Origin of the sequence: Agrobacterium pusense (assembly GCF_013285525.1) — a bacterium.
GTDB classification, from domain to species: domain Bacteria; phylum Pseudomonadota; class Alphaproteobacteria; order Rhizobiales; family Rhizobiaceae; genus Agrobacterium; species Agrobacterium pusense.
This window is the reverse complement of record NZ_CP053856.1, coordinates 2,337,803-2,362,157: the sequence shown is the minus strand read 5'-3', so window position 1 is coordinate 2,362,157 and position 24,355 is coordinate 2,337,803. Positions and strand designations below refer to the sequence as shown.

General features: G+C 59.2%; 23 protein-coding genes and 2 riboswitches. Of the genes, 14 read left to right on the top strand and 9 right to left on the bottom strand.

The window, feature by feature from the left end; all coding sequences use genetic code 11:
- Positions 1–49: 49 nt before the first annotated feature.
- From HQN82_RS11550 to HQN82_RS11535, 4 genes are all read left to right on the top strand, one after another.
- Positions 50–829 carry a DeoR/GlpR family DNA-binding transcription regulator gene (locus HQN82_RS11550; protein WP_077986979.1) on the top strand — a complete coding sequence of 260 codons (780 nt, stop codon included), beginning with the start codon at positions 50–52 and terminating at the stop codon, positions 827–829.
- A gap of 33 nt (positions 830–862) precedes the next feature.
- Positions 863–2,053, top strand: a complete 1,191-nt coding sequence (locus HQN82_RS11545; RefSeq protein ID WP_112765648.1) for an MFS transporter — start codon at positions 863–865, stop codon at positions 2,051–2,053.
- A 120-nt stretch (positions 2,054–2,173) separates the two neighbouring features.
- A complete protein-coding gene (ispG, locus tag HQN82_RS11540) occupies positions 2,174–3,424 on the top strand; it encodes a flavodoxin-dependent (E)-4-hydroxy-3-methylbut-2-enyl-diphosphate synthase (RefSeq protein WP_004443981.1) in 1,251 nt (416 codons plus the stop codon).
- A 66-nt stretch (positions 3,425–3,490) separates the two neighbouring features.
- Entirely contained in the window at positions 3,491–4,153 is a 663-nt protein-coding gene (locus HQN82_RS11535; RefSeq protein WP_004443979.1) for a YiaD family glycine zipper/OmpA-like lipoprotein, read from the top strand.
- 31 nt (positions 4,154–4,184) lie between these two features.
- Here HQN82_RS11535 and HQN82_RS11530 read toward each other — a convergent pair whose 3' ends face one another.
- Positions 4,185–5,099 carry a polyprenyl synthetase family protein gene (locus HQN82_RS11530; protein WP_112765647.1) on the bottom strand — a complete coding sequence of 305 codons (915 nt, stop codon included), beginning with the start codon at positions 5,097–5,099 and terminating at the stop codon, positions 4,185–4,187.
- 174 nt (positions 5,100–5,273) lie between these two features.
- Here HQN82_RS11530 and mtgA point away from each other — a divergent pair, with 174 nt between their 5' ends.
- Positions 5,274–5,984, top strand: a complete 711-nt coding sequence (mtgA, locus tag HQN82_RS11525) for a monofunctional biosynthetic peptidoglycan transglycosylase (RefSeq protein WP_034500053.1) — start codon at positions 5,274–5,276, stop codon at positions 5,982–5,984.
- 15 nt (positions 5,985–5,999) lie between these two features.
- Here the strand turns inward: mtgA and HQN82_RS11520 are convergent, their stop codons facing one another.
- The gene (locus HQN82_RS11520; RefSeq protein ID WP_022556979.1) at positions 6,000–7,019 is read right to left on the bottom strand and encodes an aldose epimerase family protein; all 1,020 of its coding nucleotides are present in this window, start codon (positions 7,017–7,019) and stop codon (positions 6,000–6,002) included.
- A 76-nt stretch (positions 7,020–7,095) separates the two neighbouring features.
- Positions 7,096–8,022: a homoserine O-acetyltransferase MetA gene (gene metA, locus HQN82_RS11515; RefSeq protein WP_022556978.1), complete on the bottom strand. Its 927-nt coding sequence runs from the start codon at positions 8,020–8,022 to the stop codon at positions 7,096–7,098.
- A gap of 84 nt (positions 8,023–8,106) precedes the next feature.
- Positions 8,107–8,183: riboswitch (SAM riboswitch) on the bottom strand.
- Positions 8,184–8,272: 89 nt separating this feature from the next.
- Here metA and HQN82_RS11510 point away from each other — a divergent pair.
- From HQN82_RS11510 to HQN82_RS11480, 7 genes are all read left to right on the top strand, one after another.
- A complete protein-coding gene (locus tag HQN82_RS11510; protein ID WP_107340285.1) occupies positions 8,273–8,926 on the top strand; it encodes a thiamine diphosphokinase in 654 nt (217 codons plus the stop codon).
- A 4-nt stretch (positions 8,927–8,930) separates the two neighbouring features.
- Positions 8,931–10,757 carry an ABC-F family ATP-binding cassette domain-containing protein gene (locus HQN82_RS11505; protein WP_004443966.1) on the top strand — a complete coding sequence of 609 codons (1,827 nt, stop codon included), beginning with the start codon at positions 8,931–8,933 and terminating at the stop codon, positions 10,755–10,757.
- 86 nt (positions 10,758–10,843) lie between these two features.
- Positions 10,844–11,236 carry a VOC family protein gene (locus HQN82_RS11500; RefSeq protein ID WP_112765645.1) on the top strand — a complete coding sequence of 131 codons (393 nt, stop codon included), beginning with the start codon at positions 10,844–10,846 and terminating at the stop codon, positions 11,234–11,236.
- A 45-nt stretch (positions 11,237–11,281) separates the two neighbouring features.
- Positions 11,282–11,392, top strand: a riboswitch (TPP riboswitch).
- A gap of 37 nt (positions 11,393–11,429) precedes the next feature.
- The gene (gene thiB, locus HQN82_RS11495) at positions 11,430–12,443 is read left to right on the top strand and encodes a thiamine ABC transporter substrate binding subunit (RefSeq protein ID WP_173614903.1); all 1,014 of its coding nucleotides are present in this window, start codon (positions 11,430–11,432) and stop codon (positions 12,441–12,443) included.
- A gap of 19 nt (positions 12,444–12,462) precedes the next feature.
- A complete protein-coding gene (thiP, locus tag HQN82_RS11490; RefSeq protein WP_022556975.1) occupies positions 12,463–14,103 on the top strand; it encodes a thiamine/thiamine pyrophosphate ABC transporter permease ThiP in 1,641 nt (546 codons plus the stop codon).
- Positions 14,100–14,816, top strand: a complete 717-nt coding sequence (locus tag HQN82_RS11485; protein WP_173614902.1) for a thiamine ABC transporter ATP-binding protein — start codon at positions 14,100–14,102, stop codon at positions 14,814–14,816. Before thiP ends, HQN82_RS11485 begins: the two co-directional genes overlap by 4 nt.
- A 254-nt stretch (positions 14,817–15,070) precedes the next feature.
- Positions 15,071–16,585: a M48 family metalloprotease gene (locus HQN82_RS11480; RefSeq protein ID WP_048902756.1), complete on the top strand. Its 1,515-nt coding sequence runs from the start codon at positions 15,071–15,073 to the stop codon at positions 16,583–16,585.
- Positions 16,586–16,636: 51 nt separating this feature from the next.
- On the opposite strand, the gene leuC is transcribed toward HQN82_RS11480, so the two are convergent.
- Positions 16,637–18,046, bottom strand: coding sequence for a 3-isopropylmalate dehydratase large subunit (leuC, locus tag HQN82_RS11475; RefSeq protein ID WP_004443956.1), 1,410 nt, complete (start codon positions 18,044–18,046; stop codon positions 16,637–16,639).
- Positions 18,047–18,459: 413 nt separating this feature from the next.
- Between leuC and HQN82_RS11470 the strand changes: the two genes are divergently transcribed.
- Positions 18,460–19,737 (top strand): MFS transporter, encoded by a 1,278-nt coding sequence (locus HQN82_RS11470; RefSeq protein WP_022556971.1) that lies wholly within the window; start codon positions 18,460–18,462, stop codon positions 19,735–19,737.
- A gap of 47 nt (positions 19,738–19,784) precedes the next feature.
- Here HQN82_RS11470 and HQN82_RS11465 read toward each other — a convergent pair whose 3' ends face one another.
- The 3 genes from HQN82_RS11465 to rplS form a co-directional block, all read right to left on the bottom strand.
- Positions 19,785–20,618: an amino acid ABC transporter permease gene (locus HQN82_RS11465; protein WP_173614901.1), complete on the bottom strand. Its 834-nt coding sequence runs from the start codon at positions 20,616–20,618 to the stop codon at positions 19,785–19,787.
- Positions 20,615–21,412 carry a transporter substrate-binding domain-containing protein gene (locus HQN82_RS11460; RefSeq protein ID WP_173614900.1) on the bottom strand — a complete coding sequence of 266 codons (798 nt, stop codon included), beginning with the start codon at positions 21,410–21,412 and terminating at the stop codon, positions 20,615–20,617. The genes HQN82_RS11465 and HQN82_RS11460 overlap by 4 nt, the downstream gene beginning before the upstream one ends.
- A gap of 123 nt (positions 21,413–21,535) precedes the next feature.
- Positions 21,536–22,075 carry a 50S ribosomal protein L19 gene (gene rplS, locus HQN82_RS11455; RefSeq protein WP_003505101.1) on the bottom strand — a complete coding sequence of 180 codons (540 nt, stop codon included), beginning with the start codon at positions 22,073–22,075 and terminating at the stop codon, positions 21,536–21,538.
- A gap of 265 nt (positions 22,076–22,340) precedes the next feature.
- Between rplS and HQN82_RS11450 the strand changes: the two genes are divergently transcribed.
- On the top strand, positions 22,341–23,087 hold the full coding sequence (locus HQN82_RS11450; protein WP_004443948.1) for a sulfite exporter TauE/SafE family protein: 747 nt from the start codon (positions 22,341–22,343) through the stop codon (positions 23,085–23,087).
- On the opposite strand, the gene trmD is transcribed toward HQN82_RS11450, so the two are convergent.
- Positions 23,069–23,767, bottom strand: a complete 699-nt coding sequence (trmD, locus tag HQN82_RS11445; protein WP_004443947.1) for a tRNA (guanosine(37)-N1)-methyltransferase TrmD — start codon at positions 23,765–23,767, stop codon at positions 23,069–23,071. The genes HQN82_RS11450 and trmD overlap by 19 nt on opposite strands.
- A gap of 3 nt (positions 23,768–23,770) precedes the next feature.
- Entirely contained in the window at positions 23,771–24,337 is a 567-nt protein-coding gene (rimM, locus tag HQN82_RS11440; protein ID WP_006698269.1) for a ribosome maturation factor RimM, read from the bottom strand.
- Positions 24,338–24,355 lie beyond the last annotated feature (18 nt).

Sequence of the window (24,355 nt, the reverse complement as noted above, 5' to 3'; positions counted from 1 at the left end):
CGAATATGCATGTTCATGCACGTTTATTCCTGTTTATGCATGAGTCTGCATGAGTGATCATTTCGTCAGCGAGCGGCAGGCGCTCATCCTCGAACAGTTGCGGCAGAGCGGCCGCGTGCTGGCGCAGGACCTCGCTCAAAACTTTGGCGTTTCTGAAGACACGGTTCGCCGCGACCTGCGAGAGATGGCGGCCCGTGGGGAATGCATGCGCGTTTATGGCGGCGCCCTGCTCTCGGATAGCAAGACGGTGCCGCTGAAGACGCGGATCGCCGAGGATGCGGACCGCAAGGCTCTACTGGCCCGCGCCGTTGTCCCGCTTCTCAAGCGGGGCATGGTCGTTTTCATCGATGCCGGTTCGACGAACCTCGCCATTGCCAGGGCGATCCCGGCTGGTCTCAATGTAACGGTGGTGACGAATACGCCCGCCATTGCCGCCGAACTGACGGGGCGGGCGGATATCGATCTCGTGCTGATCGGTGGCAAGGTTGATCCCGCCGTTGGTGCGGCAATCGATGCAATGGCGCTGCGGCAGCTCGAATTGATGCGACCCGATCTCTGTGTTCTCGGGGTCTGTGGTGTCGCGGTCGAGACCGGCCTGTCGGCCGATGTCTTCGAGGATGCCGTTTTCAAGCGGCTCGCTTGCAGCGCCAGCCAGCGGATTGTCGCTGCAATCACCACCGAGAAGCTGGGGCATAAGGCAGCGTTCCACGTGCATGATTTTTCCCCGCCGCTTTCCCTTGTGCTGGAACGGGATGCCGACCGCGTGTTGGTCGAGGGCGTGTCCAGCCGAGGCGTAGACGTTTATTGCGGCGACGATGCCGTCGCCTGATTTTCACATGGTCAAGTCTGAAGGATATAGCCGATGAATGGCCCCACCACATTTTCGCAGACGGGTGCACGCTCGTCCTATATGACGCGTCATCGTATCGGCGTTTCCCTGCTGTTCTTGATGAACGGGTTCATGATGGGATCATGGGCGCCCAAGATTCCCGAATTTGCGGCGCGTCTTTCCCTTAGTGAAAGCGCGCTTGGTCTCATCATCCTGGTCTTCGGTATCGGCTCGCTGGTTTTCATGCCGATCGCCGGCTCGCAGATCGCCCGTTTTGGCTCCCGGACGGTCAGTCTCGTGACCGCGGCGATCTTTCTGCCCACACTGCTTTTCATCTCCTGGGCGGGAACCGTCTGGGCCGGGGTAATCGCGGTTTTCCTGTTTGGCGGCCTGACGGGAGCGATGGATGTCGCCATGAATGCCAATGCGGTAGCGGTTGAGCGCGATATGCGCCGCGCCATCATGTCATCCTGCCACGCTTTCTGGAGCCTCGGCGGCCTCATCGGGGCCGGTCTCGGCGGTTATCTCATCACGGCCATCGGCGTGCAGGGGCACGCCATTGCGCTGACGGTCATCGCATTCGTGCTGCTGATCGTGGCATGGCCGCGTGTGCTTGCAGATCGTCCGCACCCGGAGGAAGAGCGCCCGAAAGGCGGCCTGCCGCTGACGCCGCTGCCGTGGATCATCGGCCTGATGGCCCTTTTCTCGATGATCCCGGAAGGCGCAATCCTCGACTGGGGCGCTCTTTATCTGCGCAACGAGCTCGGAGCTTCGGTGTCACAATCCGGCTTCGCCTTTGCGGCTTTCTCGATGACCATGGCGGCCATGCGTTTTGCCGGCGATCTGGTGCGCGACCGCTTCGGGGCTGTGACGACCCTGCGCTTCTGTTCGGCCATGTCGATTATCGGTCTTCTTATCGCCGGTATTGCGGGAAATTCCACCATCGCGATCGTTGGCTTCGCGATTGCGGGCATCGGCATCTCCAACATGGTGCCCATTGCCTTCTCGGCGGCGGGCAATATGCCGGGCCTGGCACCGGGAATCGGCCTTTCGGTCGTCACCACCATGGGTTATTCCGGCATTCTGGTGGCGCCATCGGCGATTGGCTTCATTGCGGAACATACCGGTCTCGCCAGCGTCTTCCTGTTTCTCCCGTTACTGCATGTGGTGGTTCTGCTACTTTCGCGGCTCGCCCGTCATGCCGACGGTGCGGGCAAGGAATAGGCGTATCGAATTTTGCCATGATTGCGGTAAAGTAGAAGCTCCAGCGCGTTGGGTGTTGACAAGAAGTCCCCCTTGTTTCACCTCAATTGCAAGACCTTGCCGCAAGCTCCAGAGACCGCCATGACGTCACATGCCGATTACGACCCGAAGCCCCGCCGCGCCTCCGTCGCCGTAGACGTCGGCGGCGTCATCGTCGGTGGCGGCGCACCCGTCGTCGTGCAGTCGATGACCAATACCGATACGGCTGATATCGACGCCACCGTCAGCCAAGTGGCGGCGCTGTTCCGGGCCGGTTCGGAAATCGTCCGTATCACCGTTGACCGTGATGAGAGTGCGGCCGCCGTGCCGAAAATTCGTGAACGGCTGCTGCGTCTTGGGATGGATGTGCCGCTGGTCGGTGATTTTCATTATATCGGCCACAAGCTTCTGGCCGACCATCCGGCCTGCGCCGAAGCGCTGGCGAAGTACCGCATCAATCCGGGCAATGTCGGTTTCAAGGACAAGAAGGACAAGCAGTTCGGCGAGATCGTCGAAACGGCGATCCGTTACGACAAGCCCGTTCGCATCGGTGTCAACTGGGGATCTCTGGATCAGGAATTGCTGACCACGCTGATGGACAGGAACAAGGAAGAGGGCTTTCCGCTTTCCGCCCGTCAGGTCACGCGGGAGGCCATTGTTCAGTCGGCGCTGATTTCCGCCGAGCTTGCCGAAGAGATCGGCCTGCCGCGCAACCGTATCATCCTCTCGGCCAAGGTCAGCCAGGTGCAGGACCTGATTGCCGTCTATTCGATGTTGTCTGAACGCTCCGACCACGCCCTCCATCTCGGTCTCACGGAAGCCGGCATGGGTTCAAAGGGTATCGTCGCCTCGTCCGCCGCCATGGGTTATGTGTTGCAGCATGGTATTGGCGATACGATCCGCGTTTCGCTGACGCCTGAGCCGAATGGCGACCGCACCCGCGAGGTGCAGGTGGCGCAGGAATTGCTGCAGGTCATGGGTTTCCGTCAGTTCATTCCGGTGGTTGCGGCATGTCCCGGCTGCGGGCGTACCACGTCGACGGTATTTCAGGAACTGGCCCAGAACATCCAGAACGATATCCGCAAGAATATGCCGGTCTGGCGTGAAAAATATCCCGGCGTCGAGGCATTAAATGTCGCCGTCATGGGTTGCATCGTAAATGGTCCCGGTGAAAGCAAGCACGCGGATATCGGCATTTCGCTGCCCGGAACGGGCGAAAGCCCGGCGGCGCCGGTCTTCATCGACGGAGAGAAAGCTCTCACTCTGCGTGGCCCCAACATAGCCGCTGATTTCGAAGCGCTTGTGACCGATTACATCGAAAAGCGTTTTGGCCGGAAAGACGCAGCGGAGTAACGAGTAGCGTGAAAAGGCCGCAATTCCACTGTCATACCTCCTGACCCTTTCGGAGCATCAAAACACATGATCAAAAAAATCGCGATCGTCGCCCTTTGCGGCACCTATCTTTCCGCCTGCACCACCACCGATCCCTATACGGGCGAGCAGAAAATGTCGAACACGGCCGGCGGCGCGGGTATCGGCGCTGTTGTCGGTGCGCTCGGCGGTCTGGCTGTGGGCGGTTCGCCGGTCGGACGCCGTAACGCTGCCCTGATCGGTGCCGGCATCGGCGCGCTCGCTGGCGGCGCCATCGGCAATTACATGGATGGCCAGGAAGCGGAACTCCGCGCGCAGCTTCAGGGGACCGGCGTTTCGGTGACCCGCCGTGGCGACAGCATTGTTCTCAACATGCCGTCGAATATCACCTTTGCCACGGATCAGGATCAGGTCATTCCGCCCTTCTATCAGACGCTCGATTCCGTTGCGATCGTGCTGAACAAGTTCAACCGCACGCTGATCGACATCAACGGCCATACCGACTCGACCGGTAGCCTCGCCCACAATCAGGGGCTTTCGGAACGCCGCGCCGCGTCGGTTGCCAACTATCTCGGCGCACGCGGTGTCGATCAACGACGCATTTCAACACTTGGCTTTGGGCCTTCGCAGCCCATCGCCTCGAACGCAACGTCTGATGGTCGCGCCCAAAACCGCCGTGTGGAAGTGTTGATTTCGCCGCTTAAGGGCTGATCGACTTGAGAGGCTGAGCGGGAAAACCCACTCAGCTTTTTCGTTCTGCGATAAATCTGGCGGCCGAGATGAGAATCGCGGCCTTTTCGCCATAGGGAGCCAGGAGTTCGCTGGCCTCTGCCACCTGTTCCTGAAGTTTGCGACGCGCCCAGTCTTGGCCGCGCAGCGCCACCAGCGTTCCCTTGCCGCGTGCGGCATCCTTGCCGGTCGCCTTGCCCATGGTGGCGGCGTCGGCCGTCAAATCAAGGAGATCGTCTGCCAGCTGGAAGGCGAGGCCGATTTTTTCTCCAAATAGGCGTAGCCTCTGCCTTTCGCAATCATCGCTACCGGCTATGATTGCGCCCGCCTCGCAGGCGAAGCGCAGCAGTGCGCCGGTTTTCATAGCCTGCAATGTAATAATGCCGGTTTCGTCCGGTGCGTTCTTTTCCGCGGCGAGATCAAGCGCCTGCCCGCCGGCCATGCCGCCGATGCCCGCTGCGCGGGCAAGCGAAAGCACGAGCGCGGCCTTGCGCCCGGCCGCGAGCGGATTTTCTTCCGATGCAATGATATCAAAGGCCAGCGTCAGCAGGCTGTCGCCAGCGAGGATGGCGGTCGCCTCGTCGAATTTGCGATGCACCGTTGGCTGGCCACGACGCAGGTCGTCGTCATCCATAGCCGGCAGATCGTCGTGAACCAGCGAATAGCAATGGAGGCATTCCAGCGCGGCACCGGCAAAAAGCGCAGCTTCTCCATCTCCGCCGAGGAGCGCGGCGCTTTCGATGACGAGGAAGGGGCGCAGGCGTTTACCGCCGTTCAGCACGCCGTGGCGCATGGCCTCAAGCAGGTTCTGCGGGCGCGCGATCTCGTCCGCGCGTGTCTCGCCGGAAAGCAGGCGGCCAAGCAGGGCTTCGGTCCTGGCGGCGTTCTCACGCAGCCGTGTTTCGAAATTCGTCATCTGAGCGTCCATGCCGCGCTCTTTGGCACGCCGAGCGAATGCAGGCAAACCTTTTCGTGATTCCCCAACTCAACTGTCGCGCCGGACTCGCCTTGAAGACGGCAATGGACTATGAAAGGCTTCAATTGGCGTGGGGTGCGGGGACGGATAGTGAGCAGTACGCCTGAAAGCGACGCAGATTACGCCATGCTGGCGGAAGACCGGAGCAGTCCGAAGGTGGATTTTCGCACGTTGGCCAAGCGCATCATCATGACCTTGCTGGCATTGCTCATCCTGCCTTATCTGCTGATTCCGGTCTATGCGTTGCCCTTCATCCGGCCCGTGTCGACGCTGATGCTTGCCGATCTGGTGACGCTGCAAGGCTATGACAGGCGCTGGGTGCCACTAGAGGATATTTCGCCGCGCCTCGTGCAATCGGTGATGATGTCCGAGGATGGGCAATTCTGTTTTCACGGCGGGGTTGACTGGAACCAGATGCAGTCCGTGGTCAGCAATGCGCTCGACGGGGCCGCGACGCGCGGCGCCAGCACCATCCCGATGCAGACGGCCAAAAACCTGTTTTTATGGAACGGTCGTTCGTTTCTGCGCAAGGGATTGGAATTGCCGCTGGCGATTGCCGCCGATTTCGTATGGTCAAAAAAGCGGATGATGGAGATTTATCTCAACGTCGCCGAATGGGGACCGGGTATTTACGGCATCGAGGCTGCCGCCCAGCACCACTTCAAGGTGCCGGCCGCCAAGCTCAGTTCCCGACAGGCCGCACTTCTGGCCGTTTCGCTTCCCAATCCCATTGATCGTGTGGCCAGCAAGCCGGGGCGCGGCTTGCAGAGGCTCGCCGGCCTTATCGAGCGCCGCGCCCGCGCCTCGGGCAGCTATGTCGGCTGCGTGCTGGATTGATACCAGCGCGCCGCTTCAGCCCTTCTTGAAAATATAGTCGGTTTCCTGGCGCAGCGTCTCGCCCGGCCGTAGGATGGCATGCGGAAAATCAGGGTGGTTGACGGCATCCGGCCAGATCTGTGTTTCCAGGCAGAAACCGGCAAAGGGACCGTAGTGACGGCCATCGAGGCCCGGAACGGGAACGTCCAGTTTGAAAGCCGAATAAAACTGCACACCGGGTTCGGTGGTGTGAACCTCTAGAGCTATATCAGAGGCTGGAGAATAAGCGCGGGCGACCTTGCGCTTGGCGCGGCGCTCGGGCGAAAGGCAGAAATTATGGTCGTAGAGAACCTGCTCACCATTTTCGCTGCGCCGCATCGGCGTCGGGTGGCGAAGGTCAAAGACGGTGCCTTCGACGGAACGGATTTCGCCGGTCGGTATCTGCTTGTCGTTGGTGGGCAGGTAAAAGTCAGCCGCGATGCTGATCTCATGCCCAAGTGCGGTGTCGGCGCCATCGAGATTGAAATAGGAATGCTGGCACACATTGGCGATGGTCGGCTTGTCGGTCACCGTTTCATAGACCACCGACAGCACGCCGCCGTCACGGATCGTGTAGGTGGCTGTGACCGTGCAGTTGCCGGGATAACCGGCACGGCCATCGGGGTCGATGATCTGCAGAACCGCGTGGCTTTCGCCGTGTTCCATCAGCATCCAGTTGCGTTTGCCCATGCCGTCGCTGCCGCCGTGCAGGTGGGTTACGCCCTTTTCATTCAGCTCCAGCTGGTATTCGTGACCGTCGATCGAAAATCTGCCATTGCCGATGCGGTTGGCGTTACGGCCGGGTGTGGCGCCGAAATAGGAGGAATATTTATAATCCTCGAATTTGTCGAAGCCGAGAACGAGCGGCGGCTGGTGACCCTCAAGGCGCAAATCCTGGATGACGGCACCCCAGGTAATGACCTTCGCTGTAAGCCCACCTTTCGAAATGGTGACACGCTCGACCTTTTCGCCCGTTGCCGTGAAACCAAAATTCTCCCGTGCTGCCCCGTCGCTCATAACATCATTCTCCCGGTTGCCATGAAATGCCGGGCGGACGTTGCGTCATTTCCCGGCAATTCGCAATCCCGCAAATTCAGGCGGCCAGCTGGCCAATGGCCTCGAGTTCATACGGTGTGGTCTGGTATATCTCGTTGATCCAGTTTCCGAAAAACAGATGGGCATGACTGCGCCAGCGGTTAAGGGGCGCGAGTTCGGGGTCGTTATGCGGAAAATAATCATGCGGCAGCTTGATCGGCACGCCGGCGTGAACATCGCGGAAATACTCTTCCGAAAGCGATGTCGAGTCATATTCGACATGATTGAACATATAGAGACGGTTGCCTGCCTTCTCATGTACCAGACATACACCCATTTCCTCCGACTCCATGAGGATTTCGAGTTCCGGATGTTTTTCGATGTCGGCGCGGCGCACTTCCGTCCAGCGTGACACGGGAACCTGGAAATCGTCCGAAAAACCATTGAGGTAGATCGACGAGGGGCAAAGATTGCGGTGGCGGTAAACACCGAAAGCCTTTTCCTTCAGCTCGTATTTAGGCACGCCGTGGAAGTGATAGATGGCGGCCATCGCGCCCCAGCAGACGTTGAGGGTCGAATGGACATTGGTCCGCGTCCACTCGAAAATCTTTTGCATTTCATTCCAGTAGGTGACGTCCTCATAGTCCAGCAGCTCAATGGGGGCACCGGTGATGATGAAACCGTCGAACTTGCGGTGACGCACCTCTTCCCACGTCTCGTAGAAGGAGAGGAGATGTTCTTCCGGTGTGTTCTTGGCGCGATGACCGCCGATGCGCACGAGCGACAACTCAACCTGAAGCGGCGAGGCGCCAACGAGGCGCGCCATCTGGATTTCCGTCTTGATCTTGTTCGGCATGAGGTTGAGAAGCCCGATCTGGAGCGGGCGGATATCCTGTCGGATGGCCGCCGTTTCGGTCATGACCCGCACGCCCTCGTGAACGAGGGTCTCAAAGGCGGGAAGCGTATCGGGAATCTTGATCGGCATGTCGAACTCTCTTTTCCGGATCACGTAAAGAACGTTGCGAAAACAAAAAAACCGGCAGCGGAAATCGCGACCGGTCCCAGGAAATTGCCTTTTTCCTCGACCCTTTAGCGACTTCTTTAAAGTGGCTGCAAGCCGGTCGGCAAATCACCACTAAGGCGTTTCATAATCCCGAAGCCGACGAAAATCAATATGGACGGTTTTCGGAGGCTTTCGGCTTTCCATTTTCGGCCGAGGTGCGATAAGGCAGGGCATGGATAAAGCGCACTTCACCATTCTGCTCGGCGGCGATGTTACGGTTACTGATCGTCTCAGGGACGTGGTCGCGGGTAGCCGCGTGATCGCGGCTGATGGCGGCATGCGCCACGCCCGGCCGCTTGGCCTCACACCGGAGTTGTGGGTCGGGGATTTCGATTCCGCCACCAAAGAGTTGCTGGATGCCTGGCCCGGTGTGACACGGCAGCCTTACCCGGCAGCAAAGGCGGTGACCGATGGTGAGATAGCGGTCTCGGAGGCGCTCGCCCGCGGCGCCGGTACGCTGGTGCTTGTCGGCGCGCTCGGGGGTGCACGAAGCGACCATGCCCTCCAGCACCTCCTTTACGCCGTCGCGCTTGCCGAACGTGGTCTCGATGTTTCGCTCACCTCCGGCGAGGAAGAGGCCCGGCCGCTGCTCCCTGGCTCGCTTGATGTCTCTCTACCCGCAGGCTCGCTTTTCTCGGTGGCCGGCTTCACAGCCCTGGAGGGGCTGGATATCGGCAATGTGCGTTACCCGCTGGAGGATTTCGCGCTTGCTTTCGGTTCCTCCCGCACTATTTCCAATGTCGCGAATGGCGGCCCTGTGCATTTTTCGCTTAAAAGCGGAAAAGCCATCGTGCTCGCCCGCCCTTATGATCTGACCGGAGCCTGACGCCTTGGCACCCCCTATTTTGAAACTCGATGACATCAAGCTGACCTTCGGCGTTACCCCGCTGCTGGACGGCGCCAATCTCCAGGTGGAGCCGGGCGACCGCATCTGCCTTGTCGGACGCAACGGTTCCGGCAAGTCCACGCTGATGAAGATCGCAGCGGGCCTTGTCGAGGCCCAGTCGGGCGAGGTTTTCCGTCATCCCGCTGCAACCATCCGTTATCTGGAACAGGCTCCGGATTTTGCCGGTTACGATACCGTTCAGGCCTATGCCGAGGCGGGGCTCGGGCCTGGCGACGATGCCTATCGGGTTACTTATCTTCTCGAGCATCTCGGGCTTACGGGTCAGGAAAATCCGGCAAACCTTTCCGGTGGTGAAGCGCGCCGCGCCGCGCTTGCCCGTGTCATGGCGCCGGAGCCCGATATTCTGATGCTGGACGAACCCACCAACCATCTGGATCTGCCGACAATCGAATGGCTTGAAAGCGAACTCCAGCAGACGCGCAGCGCGCTGGTGCTGATTTCGCACGACCGTCGTTTTCTCGAACGGGTTTCGACCTCGACCGTCTGGCTCGATCGCGGCCAGTCCCGCCGTCTCAATCGTGGTTTTGCCCATTTCGAGGAATGGCGTGACAAGGTGCTTGAAGAGGAAGAGCTTGAACAACACAAGCTCGGCAAGGCCATCGAGCGCGAAGAACACTGGATGCGGTATGGCGTAACTGCAAGGCGCAAGCGCAACATGCGCCGTGTCGGTGAGCTTCAGGCCATGCGGGCGGAATATCGTGGGCACAAGGGGCCGCAGGGGACTGTACAGGCGACCGTCACGGAAGGCCGGGAGTCCGGCAAGCTGGTCATCGAGGCGGAGGCTATCACCAAGGCTTACGGTGAGCGCATGATTGTCGCGCCGTTCTCACTGCGGGTGCATCGCGGCGATTGCATCGGTCTCGTCGGACCGAATGGCGCGGGCAAGACAACGTTGCTGAAGATGCTCACCGGCCAGCTTGAACCAGACAGCGGCTGGGTGAAGCTCGGCACCAATCTCGAGATCGCAACGCTTGACCAGAAGCGCGAGGAGCTCAATCCCAACGATACGCTCGCACATTATTTGACCGACGGCCGGGGCGACAATCTTCTCGTCAATGGCGAGGTGAAGCATGTCACGGGTTATATGAAGGACTTTCTGTTCCAGCCGGAACAGGCCCGCACACCCATCCGCAACCTTTCCGGCGGCGAGCGTGCAAGGCTCATTCTGGCGCGTATTCTCGCCCGGCCGACCAATCTTCTGATTCTCGACGAACCGACAAACGATCTCGATATCGAAACGCTCGATCTGTTGCAGGAGATCGTTGCCGGGTTTTCCGGCACGGTCATCCTTGTCAGCCACGACCGTGATTTTCTTGACCGTACGGTCACTTCCACCATCGCGCCGGCCAATCCCGATCAACCGGACGGACGCTGGATCGAATATGCCGGTGGCTATTCGGATATGATGGCGCAGCGCAAGGGAGCTGCGGAAGAGAAACGAAAAGCTGAGAGACAGGAAAAGGCGAAAGCCGCACCTTCAGCCCCGTCTTCGCAGGAGCCTGGAAAGGCCAAGGCCAAGCTTTCGTTCAAGCAGAAATTCGCCCTCGAAAATCTCCCCAAGGAGATGGAGAAGGCGCAGGAAGAGATCGCAAAACGCGAGCAGCGCATGGCCGACCCGGAACTCTTCGCCAAGGATCAGGCGGCCTTCAACAAGCTGGCGCAGGAAATGGAAAAGCTGCGCGAAAAGCTTGAGGCCATGGAAGAGGAGTGGCTGGAGCTGGAGATGCTGCGCGAGGAACTGGAAGGCTGAGCCGATCTTTCCGTCGCACCGCCATCCGCCTTTGACAGGACGGCGGAAATGCCGTTTGCTGTCCCGGTTCGGAGGAGTTCAACACCATGCGCATGATCTTCGTCAACCTGCCCGTCAAGAATATCGAGACATCGAGAGCCTTCTTCACGACACTGGGTTTCACCTTCAATCCGGAATATTCCGATGACCGCACGCTCTGCATGATTGTCGAGGAGAACATCTTCGTCATGCTCCTTCAAGAAGAGCGTTTTCGTGATTTCATCAACGGCGACATCGCCGACGCCAAGCGGAGTACCGAGGTACTGACCTGTCTTTCCGCCGGAAGCCGGGAGGAAATCGACCGTATGATCGAGGCCGCGCTCGCGTCAGGCGGCAGCCACTGGAAACCCATTCAGGATCACGGATTCATGTATGCAGGCAGTTTTCAGGATCCCGACGGCCACGTCTGGGAACTGGTGCACATGGCGCAGCAGGGTTGATGGCAGCCATCTTGCCAAGATGGGTCTGCGGGACTACACCATTATCTTGATCTAACGGGGTGTCTTTCGCGCTTGGGCGCAAAAGGCTGAGAGGCTTGCCAACCCGAAGAACCTGATCCGGTTCATACCGGCGGAGGGATTAGACGGCTTTCATGCAGGCGGCTATTTCCCTCCTCGTTTTGAGGAGATATTCGTGCGCCGTCGTGTTTTTGTAAATTCCATCATTGCCGTTTCCATGCTTCTGCCCGGCCTCGCCGTTGCGCAGGAAAAACCCGAACTGACGGTCTATACCTATGAGAGCTTCGTTTCTGAATGGGGTCCCGGTCCCAAAATAAAGGACGCTTTCGAGAAGGTGTGCGCTTGCACCGTCAATTTTGTCGGCGTGGCGGACGGCGTGGCGCTTCTCAACCGGCTGAAATTAGAAGGTGCGGGGTCCAAGGCGGATGTCGTCGTGGGACTTGATACAAATCTGGTCGCGGAGGCGAAACAGACCGGCCTTTTCGATGTCAGCGGCGTTGATGCATCAGCGGCCAAGGTACCCGGCGGCTATGAGGACGATGTGTTCGTTCCCTATGATTACGGCCATTTTGCTATCGTCTATGACACCCAGACGCTGAAAAGCCCACCAGCGAGCCTCAAAGAACTCGTGGAAGGCGACCCTGCCCAGAAGATAGCCATTCAGGACCCGCGCACCTCGACGCCGGGACTGGGGCTGCTTCTGTGGGTGAAATCGGTTTATGGCGACCAGGCGCCGGAAGCCTGGGCAAAGCTCAGGAAGCGGATCCTTACCGTTACGCCGGGCTGGTCGGAGTCCTACGGGCTCTTCACCAAGGGGGAGGTGCCGATGGTGTTGTCCTATACGACTTCGCCCGCCTATCATATGGTCGCCGAAAAGACGGATCGTTATCAGGCCGCAGCTTTCTCCGAAGGACATTACATCCAGATCGAAGTGTCAGGCCTTCTCAAAAACGCGCCGCACAAGGATCTTGCAAAGCAGTTTCTCGCATTCACCCTCACCTCCGGTTTTCAGGATACCATTCCCGAAAACAACTGGATGATGCCGGTTGCGGCAACCTCCGCCCCCCTGCCGGAGGCCTTTTCCAGGCTCGTCGTGCCGCAGAAGACTTTCCTGATGCAGCCGGAAGAGGTCGTGAAAAACCGCAAGGCATGGATAGACGAATGGCTGACGGCCATGAGCATGAATTGAAGAAGAGGCGCGTCCACGCATGATGCTGCGTCGCGATTACCGGCGGTCAATCATTTTCGGGACGGCGGCTTTTGCCGCCGTTTTCCTGTTCATGGCGCTCGCCGTGTTTGCGCTTCTGTCCTTTGACGCGGGTGCATCCGCTTCCGGCATTTCCGACCCTTATACATTGCGTATTCTGCGCTTCACGGTTTATCAGGCGACGCTCTCCACCCTTCTTTCCATCATTCTTGGTCTTCCCGTGGCCTTGGCACTCTCCCGGCAGCGGGAGTTTCCGGGAAGGATCTGGATCATCCGGTTGATGGCAGTGCCGATGGGGCTGCCGGTTATCGTCGGCGCCTTCGGTATCATTACCATCTGGGGGAGGCAGGGTGTCTTAAATACGCTCCTTGTTTTCGCCGGCGCGGAAGAACCTTTCAGCATTTACGGTCTTTCCGGCATCCTCATTGCTCATGTGTTTTTCAATCTGCCGCTTTCCGTCCGGTTGTTGCTGGCCGGGCTGGAGCGTATTCCGGGCGAATATTGGCGCATGGCGGCGAGCCTCGGCATGGGGCCGATCTCGGTTTTCCGTTTTGTCGAATGGCCGGCCGTGTCCCGGCTTGTTCCGGGTATCGCCGGCCTCATCTTCATGCTTTGCGCCACCAGTTTCACGCTCGTGCTCCTTTTGGGCGGTGGGCCGGCGGCGACCACCCTGGAGGTCGCTATATACCAGGCGCTGCGGTTCGATTTCGATCCGCAGCGGGCGATCGCGCTCTCGGTTCTGCAGATCGTCCTCACCGCGGCCCTGCTCGGCCTTCTGGCCTGCCTGCCGTCGCCGGAAGCGGAAATCGCCTCACTTGGCCGGCCCGTGCGCCGTTTCGATGCGGGCCGGGCGGCGGCCCGCCTGTGGGACGGTCTAATCATCGTTTCCGCGGTGCTTTTGATCGGACTGCCGCTTGTCGCCATTGTGTTCTCGGGCGTCCAGGCAGACCTGCCGCGCCTCATCACAGCACCGGTCTTCCTGCGCGCGGCGGCGACAAGTCTTGGGATTGCCGCGTTCTCGGCAATTTTCGTGATCATCGTCAGCATGGCGATCATCCGCGCACGTCAGGCGGTCAGCGCGAAACGGCGGGCCGCGCGGCCTCTTCACCTCTTGTCCAGCGTTCTCGGCGCGGGATCGTCTCTGGTTCTGCTGGTTCCGCCCGTGGTGCTCGGAAGCGGATGGTTCCTTCTCTTGCGGCCTTTCGGTGACGTCGCTGTTTATGCCCCGGTTCTCGTGGCGCTCATCAACATGCTGATGGCCCTGCCGCTTGCCATGCGGGTGCTGGAGCCGGCCGTCACCAGTCATTTTCTCCGCACCGGCCGACTTTCCGCCAGCCTCGGGCTTCAGGGTCTGCCGCGGCTGCGGTTCGCCGATCTGCCCGTCCTGTGGCGGCCGCTGGCCATGGCATTTTCCTTCGCGATGGCCCTGTCGCTTGGCGATCTCGGCGCGGTTGCCCTGTTCGGTTCAGAGAATTTTGTCACCTTGCCGTGGCTCGTCTATAGCAATATGGGCAGCTACCGGACCAACGATGCCGCCGGTTACGCCTTTCTTCTCGGTGTGGTCTGCCTGTTGCTTGCTGCAACCGGCGTATCGCGACATTCACAACCGGAGCAGGCAAAAGCGGCAGAGGCGATGACATGAAGGGCGACGATTTCGCAGTGCAGCTCGACAGGGTCAGGCTGCGGCTTGGAACGCAGGATTTCGACCTCGACTGTGCGTTTCTGCAGGGGCAGGTCACCGCTGTCGTCGGTGCATCCGGTTCGGGAAAATCGACACTGATTAACCTCGTTGCCGGTTTCGAGTTGCCGGATTCCGGCCGCGTGATGATCGGCGGACGGGACGTGACGACGCTCGACCCTTCCGAAAGGCCCGTCTCTTCGATTTTTCAGGACAATAATCTTTTTGCCCATCTCGACGTTTTTACCAATGTCGCGCTTGGTATAAGCCCCACGCTCAGATTACACGCGGAAGACCGGCAAAGAATAAATATTGCGCTTGCGCGCGTTGGTCTTTCGGGTTTCGGCAAGCGTCTGCCGGGCACGCTCTCCGGAGGAGAAAGGCAGAGGGCGGCGCTTGCGCGCGCATTGGTCAGGAAGAAGCCCGTCATGCTGCTCGATGAACCTTTCGCCGCACTTGATCCAGGGCTACGGGCGGGCATGAGTTCTCTGTTGCTTGACTTGCATAAAGAAACAAATAATGCGGTGATTATTGTGAGCCATCAACCGGAAGACATAAAAAGATTAGCGCGGCGGGTGGTTTTTCTTGATCGTGGCCGTGTCGTTTTTGCCGGAGCGACAGCGGATTTCTTTGCCACACAAAATGTGAAGGCCGTGGACAGTTTCCTGAACGGGTGACCGCCTTATTTTCGACGCGCGCCGCTGGCAATCGCTTTAGATGACTTCAATGGCGCTAATTTGCACTTGCCAGTTTCAAGTTGTTGCCCGAGAAAAGATGAGAATTATTGCGTTCTTCAGGAATATTCCGGATTTGATGGATCGATTTTACCGTCTCGGCATTCATCGCCCGTTGGGGCGAATCTGTTATTCTGGTCTGCAATTAACGGATGATCAGGAACGTTAAGGGGCAGGCATAGAGAATGAAAAATAGCATGACTGCACAGCGGAGGCTCTCCTCCGGTTCAGGCCTTCGCCGTTCCGGCCGGCTCGCTGCGGCGTGGTCCGCGCTGACCGCTTCTGCCGTGTTGCTGTCATCGTGCCAATCTCTTTTCAGCCCGGCCTACCAGTCCACATTGCGTCCCTCGGACAATCCGCAGACGGTGGAAGAGGTTCAGAAGAACGATCCGCGCGCGCAGATGGGCGCACGCGAACATCCACGCATCGTGGCCAGCTATGGCGGCGAATATCGTGATGCCAAGACGGAGCGGCTTGTCGCCCGGATTGCCGGAGCGCTGACGGCCGTCTCCGAAAATCCGCAGCAATCCTACCGCATCACCATTCTCAATTCGCCCGCCATCAACGCTTTCGCTTTGCCCGGCGGGTATCTTTACGTGACGCGCGGGCTTCTGGCGCTCGCCAATGACGCCTCGGAAGTGGCGGCCGTGCTGTCGCACGAAATGGGCCACGTCACCGCCAACCACGGGATCGAACGTCAGCGCCGCGAAGAAGCGGAAGTGATTGCGAGCCGCGTGGTTGCAGAGGTCCTGTCCAGCGATCTCGCCGGCAAGCAGGCGCTGGCCCGTGGCAAGCTGCGGCTTGCAGCTTTTTCTCGCCAGCAGGAGTTGCAGGCGGATGTGATCGGGGTACGCATGCTTGGCGAGGCGGGTTACGATCCTTACGCATCGCCGCGCTTTCTTGATTCCATGGCGGCCTATGCGCGGTTCTCTTCGGCCGATCCGGAAAACGACCAGAGCCTCGACTTCCTTTCGAGTCACCCCAATACACCACAGCGCATCGAGCTTGCGCGCCGGCATGCCCGTGCCTTCGGCCAGGAAGGCCAGGTCGGAGATCGTGGCCGAGACTGGTTTCTGGACGGTATAGACGGGCTGCTTTACGGCGATAGCCCGCAGGAAGGTTATGTCCGCGGCCAGACATTCCTGCATGGAACGCTCGGCATTCGTTTCGACGTGCCGGAAGGTTTCGTGATCGACAACAAGGTTGAGGCTGTGCTGGCGACAGGGCCGGGCGAGGTCGCAATCCGTTTCGACGGCGTCGCCGATCCGAAACAGACGAGCCTTGCCAATTACCTGACGAGCGGCTGGGTCGCCGGCCTGCTGCCTGAAACGGTAAAGGAAACGCAGATCAACGGACTGGAGGCCGCGACAGCCCGGGCAAGCGCGGATAAATGGGATTTCGACGTCACGGTCATCCGCGTCGGCCAGCAGATATTCCGGTTCCTGACCGCGGTGCCGAAGGGCAATACGCAACTCGATTCCATCGCCAATACCTTGCGCACCAGCTTCCGCAAGATGACGCCGCAGGAGATCGCCTCCCTGAAGCCGCTAAGAGTGCGGGTGGTGACGGTGAAGCCGGGTGAAACCGTGGCCACGATGGCGGCGCGGATGATGGGAACGGAGCGGAAGCTCGACATGTTCCGCATGATCAATGCGATGGGCGCCACGGCCACGATTCAGCCCGGGCAAAGGGTAAAGATCATCTCTGAATAACAAAAACCCCGGATAGCCCCGGGGTTTTATGTTCAGGCCTTCACCCGGCGATCACTGCCACTCACGAACGTCAACAAAATGACCCGCAATGGCTGCCGCCGCCGCCATGGCGGGGGAGACGAGGTGGGTACGGCTCTTATAGCCCTGACGGCCTTCGAAATTGCGGTTCGAGGTGGACGCGCAGCGTTCGCCGGGTTTCAGGCGGTCGTCATTCATGGCAAGGCACATGGAGCAGCCTGGCTCGCGCCATTCGAAACCGGCTTCGAGGAAAATCCTGTCCAGACCTTCCTTTTCCGCCTGTTCTTTCACGAGACCGGAGCCGGGCACGATCATGGCCGAAACGGTGGGAGCGACTTTACGGCCGTCAACGATCTTCGCCGCCGCGCGCAAATCCTCGATGCGGCCATTGGTGCAGGAGCCGATGAAGACGCGGTCAATGGCGATATCGGTAATGCGCGTGCCGGGCTTGAGGCCCATGTAGTCAAGCGCACGCCACTTGGAGGCGCGCTTGTTTTCTTCATCGATATCATCGGGATTGGGAACAATGCCTTGAACAGAGGTTACATCTTCCGGAGAAGAGCCCCAGGAGACGATAGGCGGAAGATTGGCCGCATCGAGGATGACGACCTTGTCGTAATGGGCGCCCTCGTCGGATTTCAGAGTCTTCCAGTAGGCGATCGCCTGTTCCAGCGTTTCGCCCTTCGGCGCACGCGGCTTGTCCTTGATGTATTCGAAGGTCGTTTCGTCAGGCGCAATCAGGCCGGCGCGGGCGCCGCCCTCGATGGTCATGTTGCAGACCGTCATGCGACCTTCCATGGAGAGCGAACGGATCGCCTCACCAGCAAATTCGATGACATGGCCGGTGCCGCCGGCGGTGCCGATCTCGCCGATAATGGCAAGGATGATGTCCTTGGCGGTAACGCCCTCGGGGATTTTGCCATCGACACGCACCAGCATGTTCTTGGCTTTCTTCTGGATCAGCGTCTGTGTGGCCAGAACATGCTCTACTTCGGAGGTGCCGATGCCATGCGCCAGTGCGCCAAATGCGCCGTGGGTGGAGGTGTGGCTGTCGCCGCAGACGATCGTCATACCCGGCAGGGTGAAACCCTGTTCGGGACCGACGATGTGAACGATGCCCTGGCGCTTGTCGCGTTCGGAATAATATTCAACGCCGAAGTCCCTGGCGTTCTGCGCCAGCGCTTCCACCTGAATGCGGCTTTCTTCGTTTTTGATGCCTTCCAGCCGGTCGGCGGTGGTCGGCACGTTATGATCGACCACAGCGAGCGTGCGGGCCGGCGAATGCACCGGACGGCCGGCGATGCGCAGACCTTCGAAGGCCTGGGGGCTCGTCACCTCATGAACGAGGTGACGGTCGATATAGAGAAGACAGGTTCCATCCGGGTCGCGATTGACGACGTGGTCGTCCCAGATCTTGTCATACAAAGTGCGGGGTGCGCTCATGGCTCTGTGCCTTGTCATGGAAAAGGATAATAGGGTTCAGTAAGGCGGTGGACAGCGGTGCTGTCAGGCGAGCCTAAGTCGGCTGGTGAGCGCCCCGGAAACGCGCGCAAAGAAGCGTGCCGGCAGACGCTTGTGGTCCTGCAGCACATACACATTCTGAGCGAGACATCCGAATTTAGATCCCATGGCAACTTTCATAGCAGATCGATGGTTTTACGGCAACATGAATGCGCAGGAGACAGGCTGAAGGACAGGATCGTGCCAACACTATGCACTGCATCACGGCGAGACGGCCTGCCCAGCAACGCTTTGCGGTTGTTATGATGCAACGCAACTTGCCTATTTTGCAGCGCACATATAGATGGGTTCCCTTATCATTTGCATTCGACGAGAAATCGAAGGGAGGAAAGCATATGGTATCCGAAAAGGCCCTTATCTCGAAGATCACCTGGCGGCTCATGCCGTTTCTTGGCCTTCTCTATCTCATCGCCTATATCGACCGACAGAATGTCAGCTATGCCAAGCTGCAGATGGTCGATGCGTTGAGCCTCAGCGAATACGCCTATGGTCTTGGCGCGTCGCTGTTCTTCATCGGCTACTTCATCTTCGAAGTGCCGAGCAACCTGTTCCTCAACCGCTTCGGCGCCAGCAAATGGTTTGCCCGCATTCTGGTTTCCTGGGGGGCCGTCACAATTGCGCTTGCTTATACGCAGAACGCCACGATGTTTTACATCCTGCGCTTCCTGCTCGGGCTTTGCGAGGCGGGCTTCTTCCCGGGTGTGCTGTTCCTGATGACGCTCTGGTTCCCGCGCGATTATCGCGGCCGCATGATCGGCCTGTTCATGATCTTCAGCGCGCTCGCCAATGCCATCGGCGCGCCGCTCGGCGGCATGTTGCTCGATCTCGACGGTTTCCTCGGTTATGCCGGGTGGGAATGGGTATTCCTTGCCACTGGTATTCCGGCTGTGATCGCTGGCATAGCCACCTTCTTCTATCTGGATGATACGCCCGAAAAGGCCAAGTTTCTGTCGCAGGACGAGAAGGACTGGCTGAAGAACCGGCTTGCCGAAGAGAACAAGGGCATGGAAGAGCATGCGGAAGATGGCTTCAAAGCCCTGATCAATCCGCGGGTTCTGTTCATGTCGCTCTGCTATGTTGGATTTCCGCTGGCCGCCTATGGTCTCAGCTACTGGCTTCCAACCATCGTGAAGAGCTTTGGCGTTTCCAACACCGCGAACGGTTTCATCAACATCATCCCCTGGGTGATCGTTGCCGTTGCCTTGTTCGTCGTGCCTCTGGCGGCCGATAAGGCAAAGAACAAGACGCCCTATATCGTTGGTCCTGCCTTTATCGGTGCGTTTTGCCTGCTGATGTCGGCATTGCTGAGCGACCCGGTGTTGCAGTTCGCTTTCCTCTGCATCGCCGCTGCAGGTATCTTTGCAGGCCAGCCGGTGTTCTGGAGCCTGCCCGGCCGCTTCCTCAAGGGAGCGGGCGCTGCTGCGGGTATCGCCGCCATCAATTCGGTCGGCAATCTCGGTGGCTTCGTGGCGCAAAACGTCGTGCCCTGGATCAAGGATCAGACCGGCAGCACCATTGCGCCGATGTTCTTCCTTGCCTTCTGCCTCGCGCTTGCCGGTGTGCTAGTCATCATCGCCACCCGCAAGATGGGCAATCAGGCTCAAACCGCCTGAACCAAAAGAGAGGGATGGCCGGATTGCTTCCGGCTGTCCCCTTTCCCTCATCCTTGTTTCGAGCGCATCGCCTTTTCAATCCGCCGCAATATCAGTGATAGGCCTATGGTCAAGATCAGGTAGATATAGGCGACGATCGAATAGGTCTCGAAAAACCGGAAAGAACCGGCGGCATAGACTTTTCCCATTTGGGTGATGTCGGTGACGCCGAGCACCGAAACAAGTGAGCTGTCCTTCACCATCGACACGAAATCGTTCGAAAGCGGCGGAAAGATCGTCCGGGTCGCCTGTGGCAGAGTGATCAGCCTGAAGCGCTGATAGCGGCTGAAACCGAGGGCCTTTGCTGCCTCGATCTGCCCCTCCGGAACGGCCTGTATGCCGGCGCGGAAAATCTCTGCAATGAAAGCCGCATAACCGATGGTCAGTGCGATGATCGCCCGCCAGATCAATGATACGTCCCGCACAAGCAAAGGCTCCACCCATCCCTGTGAGACAAGCGGAGCAGTCAGCCCGTTATAGAGCGCCACCAGGCCTGGCGTTCCCACAAAAGCGATGTAGAAAAGCAGAACGATGATCGGTATGCCGCGAACCACTTCGATGTAAAACCGTGCCACTTGCCGTGCCACGATATTATCAGCCATTCCGACGAGGGCGATGCAAAGGCCAAGCAATTTTGCCAGCATAAAGGCCATGAGCGTGACGGAAACCGTGATGCCGACACCTTTTGCCACGGTGCTGAACACCTGCGTGTAAATGCCATTGACAGCGATCATCGCGGCAAGGGCAATGCCGATCACGAGGATCGCGAGCAGCCACCAGGGAAAATCCTCGCTCGTGCTGTTCTGCGTGTTCCGCTTTGTTGTGGCGTCGTGCAGCGTCATTCGCCAAGCTTGTAGTCGAGGAACCACTTCTTATCGAGTGAGGCGAAGGTGCCGTCCGCCTTCAGCGCCGCGATCGCGGCATTGACAGGGGCAACGAGATCGGAACCTTTTTTGAAGATGAAACCGAAGTCATCGCCGCCAAGCGGACCACCGATCAGTTTGAGCGTGCCGTTTGACGCATCGACATAACCCTTGCCGGCAACGCCATCGGTGAGCACGAGGTCGACATCGCCTGTTTTCAACGCCTGAACGCTGGCGCCGAAGGTTTCCATCAGGCGAAGGCGCGGATTTTGCTCGTTGCCATCCAGAACATCGTAAACGGCCGTGTAGAAGGGCGTGGTGCCGGCCTGTGCGCCAACGAGACCTTTATCGAAGGCGGCGAAACTCTTTGCGTCGGTAAAGCGGTTTTCGTCTGCCCGCACCAGCATGAACATTTCCGAACGCATATAAGGGACGGAGAAATCCACTTTTTCCCTGCGGTCGTCCTTGATGCTGATTCCGGTCATCCCGATGTCGTATTGCCCCGCAGAAACTGACTGTATCATCGCGTCCCAGGAAATATTTTGATATTCGACCTTGAAATTCAGCCGTCTGGCGATCTCTTCCATCGCATCATATTCCCATCCGATGGCTTTTCCGCTTTTCGGGTCGACGAATTGCAGCGGCGGATAGGCATTTTCCGTGACCACGACGACGGTGCGTCCCTCAAGATCCGGCAGATCGACGGCGCCGGCGAGTGCAGGCGTCATGGCCAATACGGCGAGGGCGGCGAGAAACGGGCGTCTGGCGATCATGAAAGGCTCCGGAGCGATTTTTCTCAAATTGCACGCTTGCCGGAGCGAGAGCAAGACATGTGAGCGCAACAAAAAAGGCGGTCCCAAGACCGCCTTTTTCGTAAATCCAGTAAACTGGAAATCTTATTCTGCTGCGGTTTCTGCAGCCTTTGCTGCTTCTTCTGCTGCCTTGGCTTCAGCAGCTTCGGCTGCTGCCTTTTCGGCGGCGAGAGCCTGTGCTGCTGCTACCTTTTCAGCTTCCAGACGTGCCTTTTCTTCGGCAGCTGCCTGGCGCTCGGACTCGTTCAGCTTACGGGCGCGCGTACCGGTGTTTTCAACGATACGGGCAGCCTTGCCGCGACGGTCGCGCAGATAGTAGAGCTTCGCACGACGAACCTTACCGCGGCGAACGATTTCAACGCCTTCGACCAGCGGCGAGTAGATCGGGAATACGCGCTCTACGCCTTCGCCGTAGGAGATCTTGCGAACGGTGAAGCTTTCGGAAAGGCCGCCGCCGGAACGGGCGATGCAAACGCCTTCATAAGCCTGAACGCGGGTACGGTTACCTTCGGTAACGCGCACGTTCACGCGCAGCGTGTCGCCCGGAGAAAACTCAGGCAGGGTGCGCTTTGCTTCGATCTTGGCAGCTTGTTCGGCTTCCAGCTGCTGAATGATATTGGTCATGTTAACCTCTGATTTCTTCTGAAACAGCCAGAGCGCTCAACGGTTGCCTGTCGGTCGATGCCTTCAGGCCATGCCTTGCGGCAGGAGCGGGTTCGCCATTCTTTGCTTGCGGTTAAAGGGGTAAACCCCAATTCCACGCGGGCACATACACGAGGATGCACCGTTTGTCATCCCTTCATGACAATTTTTATCAATTCTTCACCGCGCTCCGACAGTTGCGAAGCGGCTTTCGGCCGGATATGGCATGAAAACCTTGGGAGGGGCCATGTCCATATTCATCGTTCTCATGCTGTTTGCAACCGGCTTTCTGTCAGGTGTCGTCAATGCGATTGCCGGCGGCGGCACATTCCTGACCTTCGGTGCGATGACGCTGGCCGGCCTGCCGCCGATTGTCGCAAACGCCACGTCGGCGATCGTGCAGTTTCCGGGCTACGTCACGTCCGTCATCGCCTATGGGCCGGAGATACGCGCCCATTGGCGCGAGGCGATCCTTCTGTCGGCTGTTTCCGTCGTCGGTGGGCTGGGTGGATCGCTCCTGCTTCTGTCGCTCGACAACCCCTCCTTTCGTCAGCTGGTTCCATGGCTGCTTCTCGCCGCCACCGCCGTTTTTGCCGCCGGCCCGTGGCTCAGGCCGAAGACAAGCACCGAGCGCTCTCCCGGCAATCTGCCGAGCCTCGTCTTCCAGGGGCTTGCCTCCATCTATGGCGGCTTTTTCGGCGCTGGAATGGGCATCATGATGCTTGCCATCCTCGGAATAACTTCGGGCGGAAGCTATCATCATCTGAACGCTTTGAAGAACCTGCTGTCGGTGGTGATCGCGGTCATCGCGATTACGATCTTCGTCAGCGGCGGTGTTGTCTCCTGGTGGGCGGCGCTCATCATGTTTCCCGCGGCAGCGCTTGGCGGCTATGCGGGCGTGCACACGGCACGGCGGGTGCCGCAGTGGGTCATTCGCTGGCTGGTGATTGCGGTCGGGCTGGTGCTGACGGCTTATTATTTCGTCTCGACCTGAGGCTTCTCAAGAAGGTCGGGCCGCCTTTCCTTCGTCAGCTTAAGCGCCTGTTCATGACGCCATTTGTCGATGACAGCGTGATTGCCGGAGGTGAGAACGGCGGGGATATCGCGGCCTTCCCAGACCTGCGGGCGGGTATAATGAGGATGTTCCAGCAGCCCGCCCTCGAAGCTTTCATGCACGCCGGAAAGGTCATTGCCCATGACGCCCGGCAGGATGCGGACGACGGCGTCCAGCAGCGTCAGCGCCGCCGGCTCACCGCCGGAGAGGATGTAATCGCCGATCGACACCTCCTCCAGCGCGCGCGCCTCGATCACCCGCTGGTCGACGCCTTCAAAACGGCCGCAGACGATGATTGCGCCGTCACCCGCCGCAAGTTCGCGCACACGGTTCTGGGACAAAGGCTTGCCGCGCGGGCTCATCAGCAGGCGCGGGCGCGTGTCACCATCGGAAACGTGGTCGATGGCCGCGGCCAGGACATCGGGTTTCAGCACCATGCCAGCGCCGCCGCCTGCGGGCGTGTCATCGACGCTTCTGTGCCTGTCGGTGGCGAATTCGCGGATCTGCACGGCGTCCAGCGACCATTGTCCCCGCTCCAGCGCCTTGCCGGCCAGCGAATATCCGAGATGTCCCGGAAACATTTCCGGGTAAAGCGTCAGCACGGTAGCCTTGAAGGTCATCGGTTACTTCTTGCCGAACGGCGGTACGCCGGTTTCGTCCTTGTCGTCGGGATTGTCGATCAGGCCGGCGGCCATCGGATCGATAAGAATGCGTCCGGCTTCGAGGTCGATCTCCAGCACCGCCGCCTCTGAAAAGGGAATGAGGGCCGGGCGACGGCCCGCACCCTTCAGCTCCAGCAGATCACCCGCGCCGAAATCATAGACTGCACTGACGGCGCCATAACTCTTGCCTTCGGCATCAACTGCCTCCAGCCCTTCGAGATCGGCATAATAGAATTCGTCGTCATCAAGCTCGTCGTCGGGCAGATTGTCGCGTTCGATGAAGAGTTCGAGCCCATTCAGGCTTTCGGCCGCATTGCGGTCGTTGACGCCCCTGAAGCGCACAATGACAACGTTCTTGCCCTCGCGAATTTCCAGAATTTCAAAAATGCGGCCATCGGCGCTGACCAGATTGCCGTAATCGCCGAGCGCCAGCGGGTCATCGGTATATGTGCTGACACGGACTTCGCCACGCAGACCCTGCGCGCCACCGATTTTTGCCATGAGTATCGGGTTTTCCAGCTTTGCCATCGGGCCGTCCGTCTTCTG

Bases quoted from the DNA above. Each gene is read 5' to 3' on its own strand.
- metA (WP_022556978.1), bottom strand. From the start codon at position 8,022: ATGCCGATCAAGATTCCCGATACGCTTCCCGCCTTTGAGACCCTCGTT.
- HQN82_RS11465 (WP_173614901.1), bottom strand. From the start codon at position 20,618: ATGACGCTGCACGACGCCACAACAAAGCGGAACACGCAGAACAGCACG.
- thiP (WP_022556975.1), top strand. From the start codon at position 12,463: ATGATGCTGCGTCGCGATTACCGGCGGTCAATCATTTTCGGGACGGCG.
- HQN82_RS11535 (WP_004443979.1), top strand. From the start codon at position 3,491: ATGATCAAAAAAATCGCGATCGTCGCCCTTTGCGGCACCTATCTTTCC.
- HQN82_RS11530 (WP_112765647.1), bottom strand. From the start codon at position 5,099: ATGGACGCTCAGATGACGAATTTCGAAACACGGCTGCGTGAGAACGCC.
- HQN82_RS11470 (WP_022556971.1), top strand. From the start codon at position 18,460: ATGGTATCCGAAAAGGCCCTTATCTCGAAGATCACCTGGCGGCTCATG.
- HQN82_RS11485 (WP_173614902.1), top strand. From the start codon at position 14,100: ATGAAGGGCGACGATTTCGCAGTGCAGCTCGACAGGGTCAGGCTGCGG.
- ispG (WP_004443981.1), top strand. From the start codon at position 2,174: ATGACGTCACATGCCGATTACGACCCGAAGCCCCGCCGCGCCTCCGTC.
- HQN82_RS11510 (WP_107340285.1), top strand. From the start codon at position 8,273: ATGGATAAAGCGCACTTCACCATTCTGCTCGGCGGCGATGTTACGGTT.
- HQN82_RS11460 (WP_173614900.1), bottom strand. From the start codon at position 21,412: ATGATCGCCAGACGCCCGTTTCTCGCCGCCCTCGCCGTATTGGCCATG.
- trmD (WP_004443947.1), bottom strand. From the start codon at position 23,767: ATGACCTTCAAGGCTACCGTGCTGACGCTTTACCCGGAAATGTTTCCG.
- HQN82_RS11520 (WP_022556979.1), bottom strand. From the start codon at position 7,019: ATGAGCGACGGGGCAGCACGGGAGAATTTTGGTTTCACGGCAACGGGC.
- HQN82_RS11500 (WP_112765645.1), top strand. From the start codon at position 10,844: ATGCGCATGATCTTCGTCAACCTGCCCGTCAAGAATATCGAGACATCG.
- HQN82_RS11480 (WP_048902756.1), top strand. From the start codon at position 15,071: ATGACTGCACAGCGGAGGCTCTCCTCCGGTTCAGGCCTTCGCCGTTCC.
- leuC (WP_004443956.1), bottom strand. From the start codon at position 18,046: ATGAGCGCACCCCGCACTTTGTATGACAAGATCTGGGACGACCACGTC.
- rplS (WP_003505101.1), bottom strand. From the start codon at position 22,075: ATGACCAATATCATTCAGCAGCTGGAAGCCGAACAAGCTGCCAAGATC.
- mtgA (WP_034500053.1), top strand. From the start codon at position 5,274: ATGCTGGCGGAAGACCGGAGCAGTCCGAAGGTGGATTTTCGCACGTTG.
- HQN82_RS11550 (WP_077986979.1), top strand. From the start codon at position 50: ATGAGTGATCATTTCGTCAGCGAGCGGCAGGCGCTCATCCTCGAACAG.
- HQN82_RS11545 (WP_112765648.1), top strand. From the start codon at position 863: ATGAATGGCCCCACCACATTTTCGCAGACGGGTGCACGCTCGTCCTAT.
- rimM (WP_006698269.1), bottom strand. From the start codon at position 24,337: ATGGCAAAGCTGGAAAACCCGATACTCATGGCAAAAATCGGTGGCGCG.
- HQN82_RS11450 (WP_004443948.1), top strand. From the start codon at position 22,341: ATGTCCATATTCATCGTTCTCATGCTGTTTGCAACCGGCTTTCTGTCA.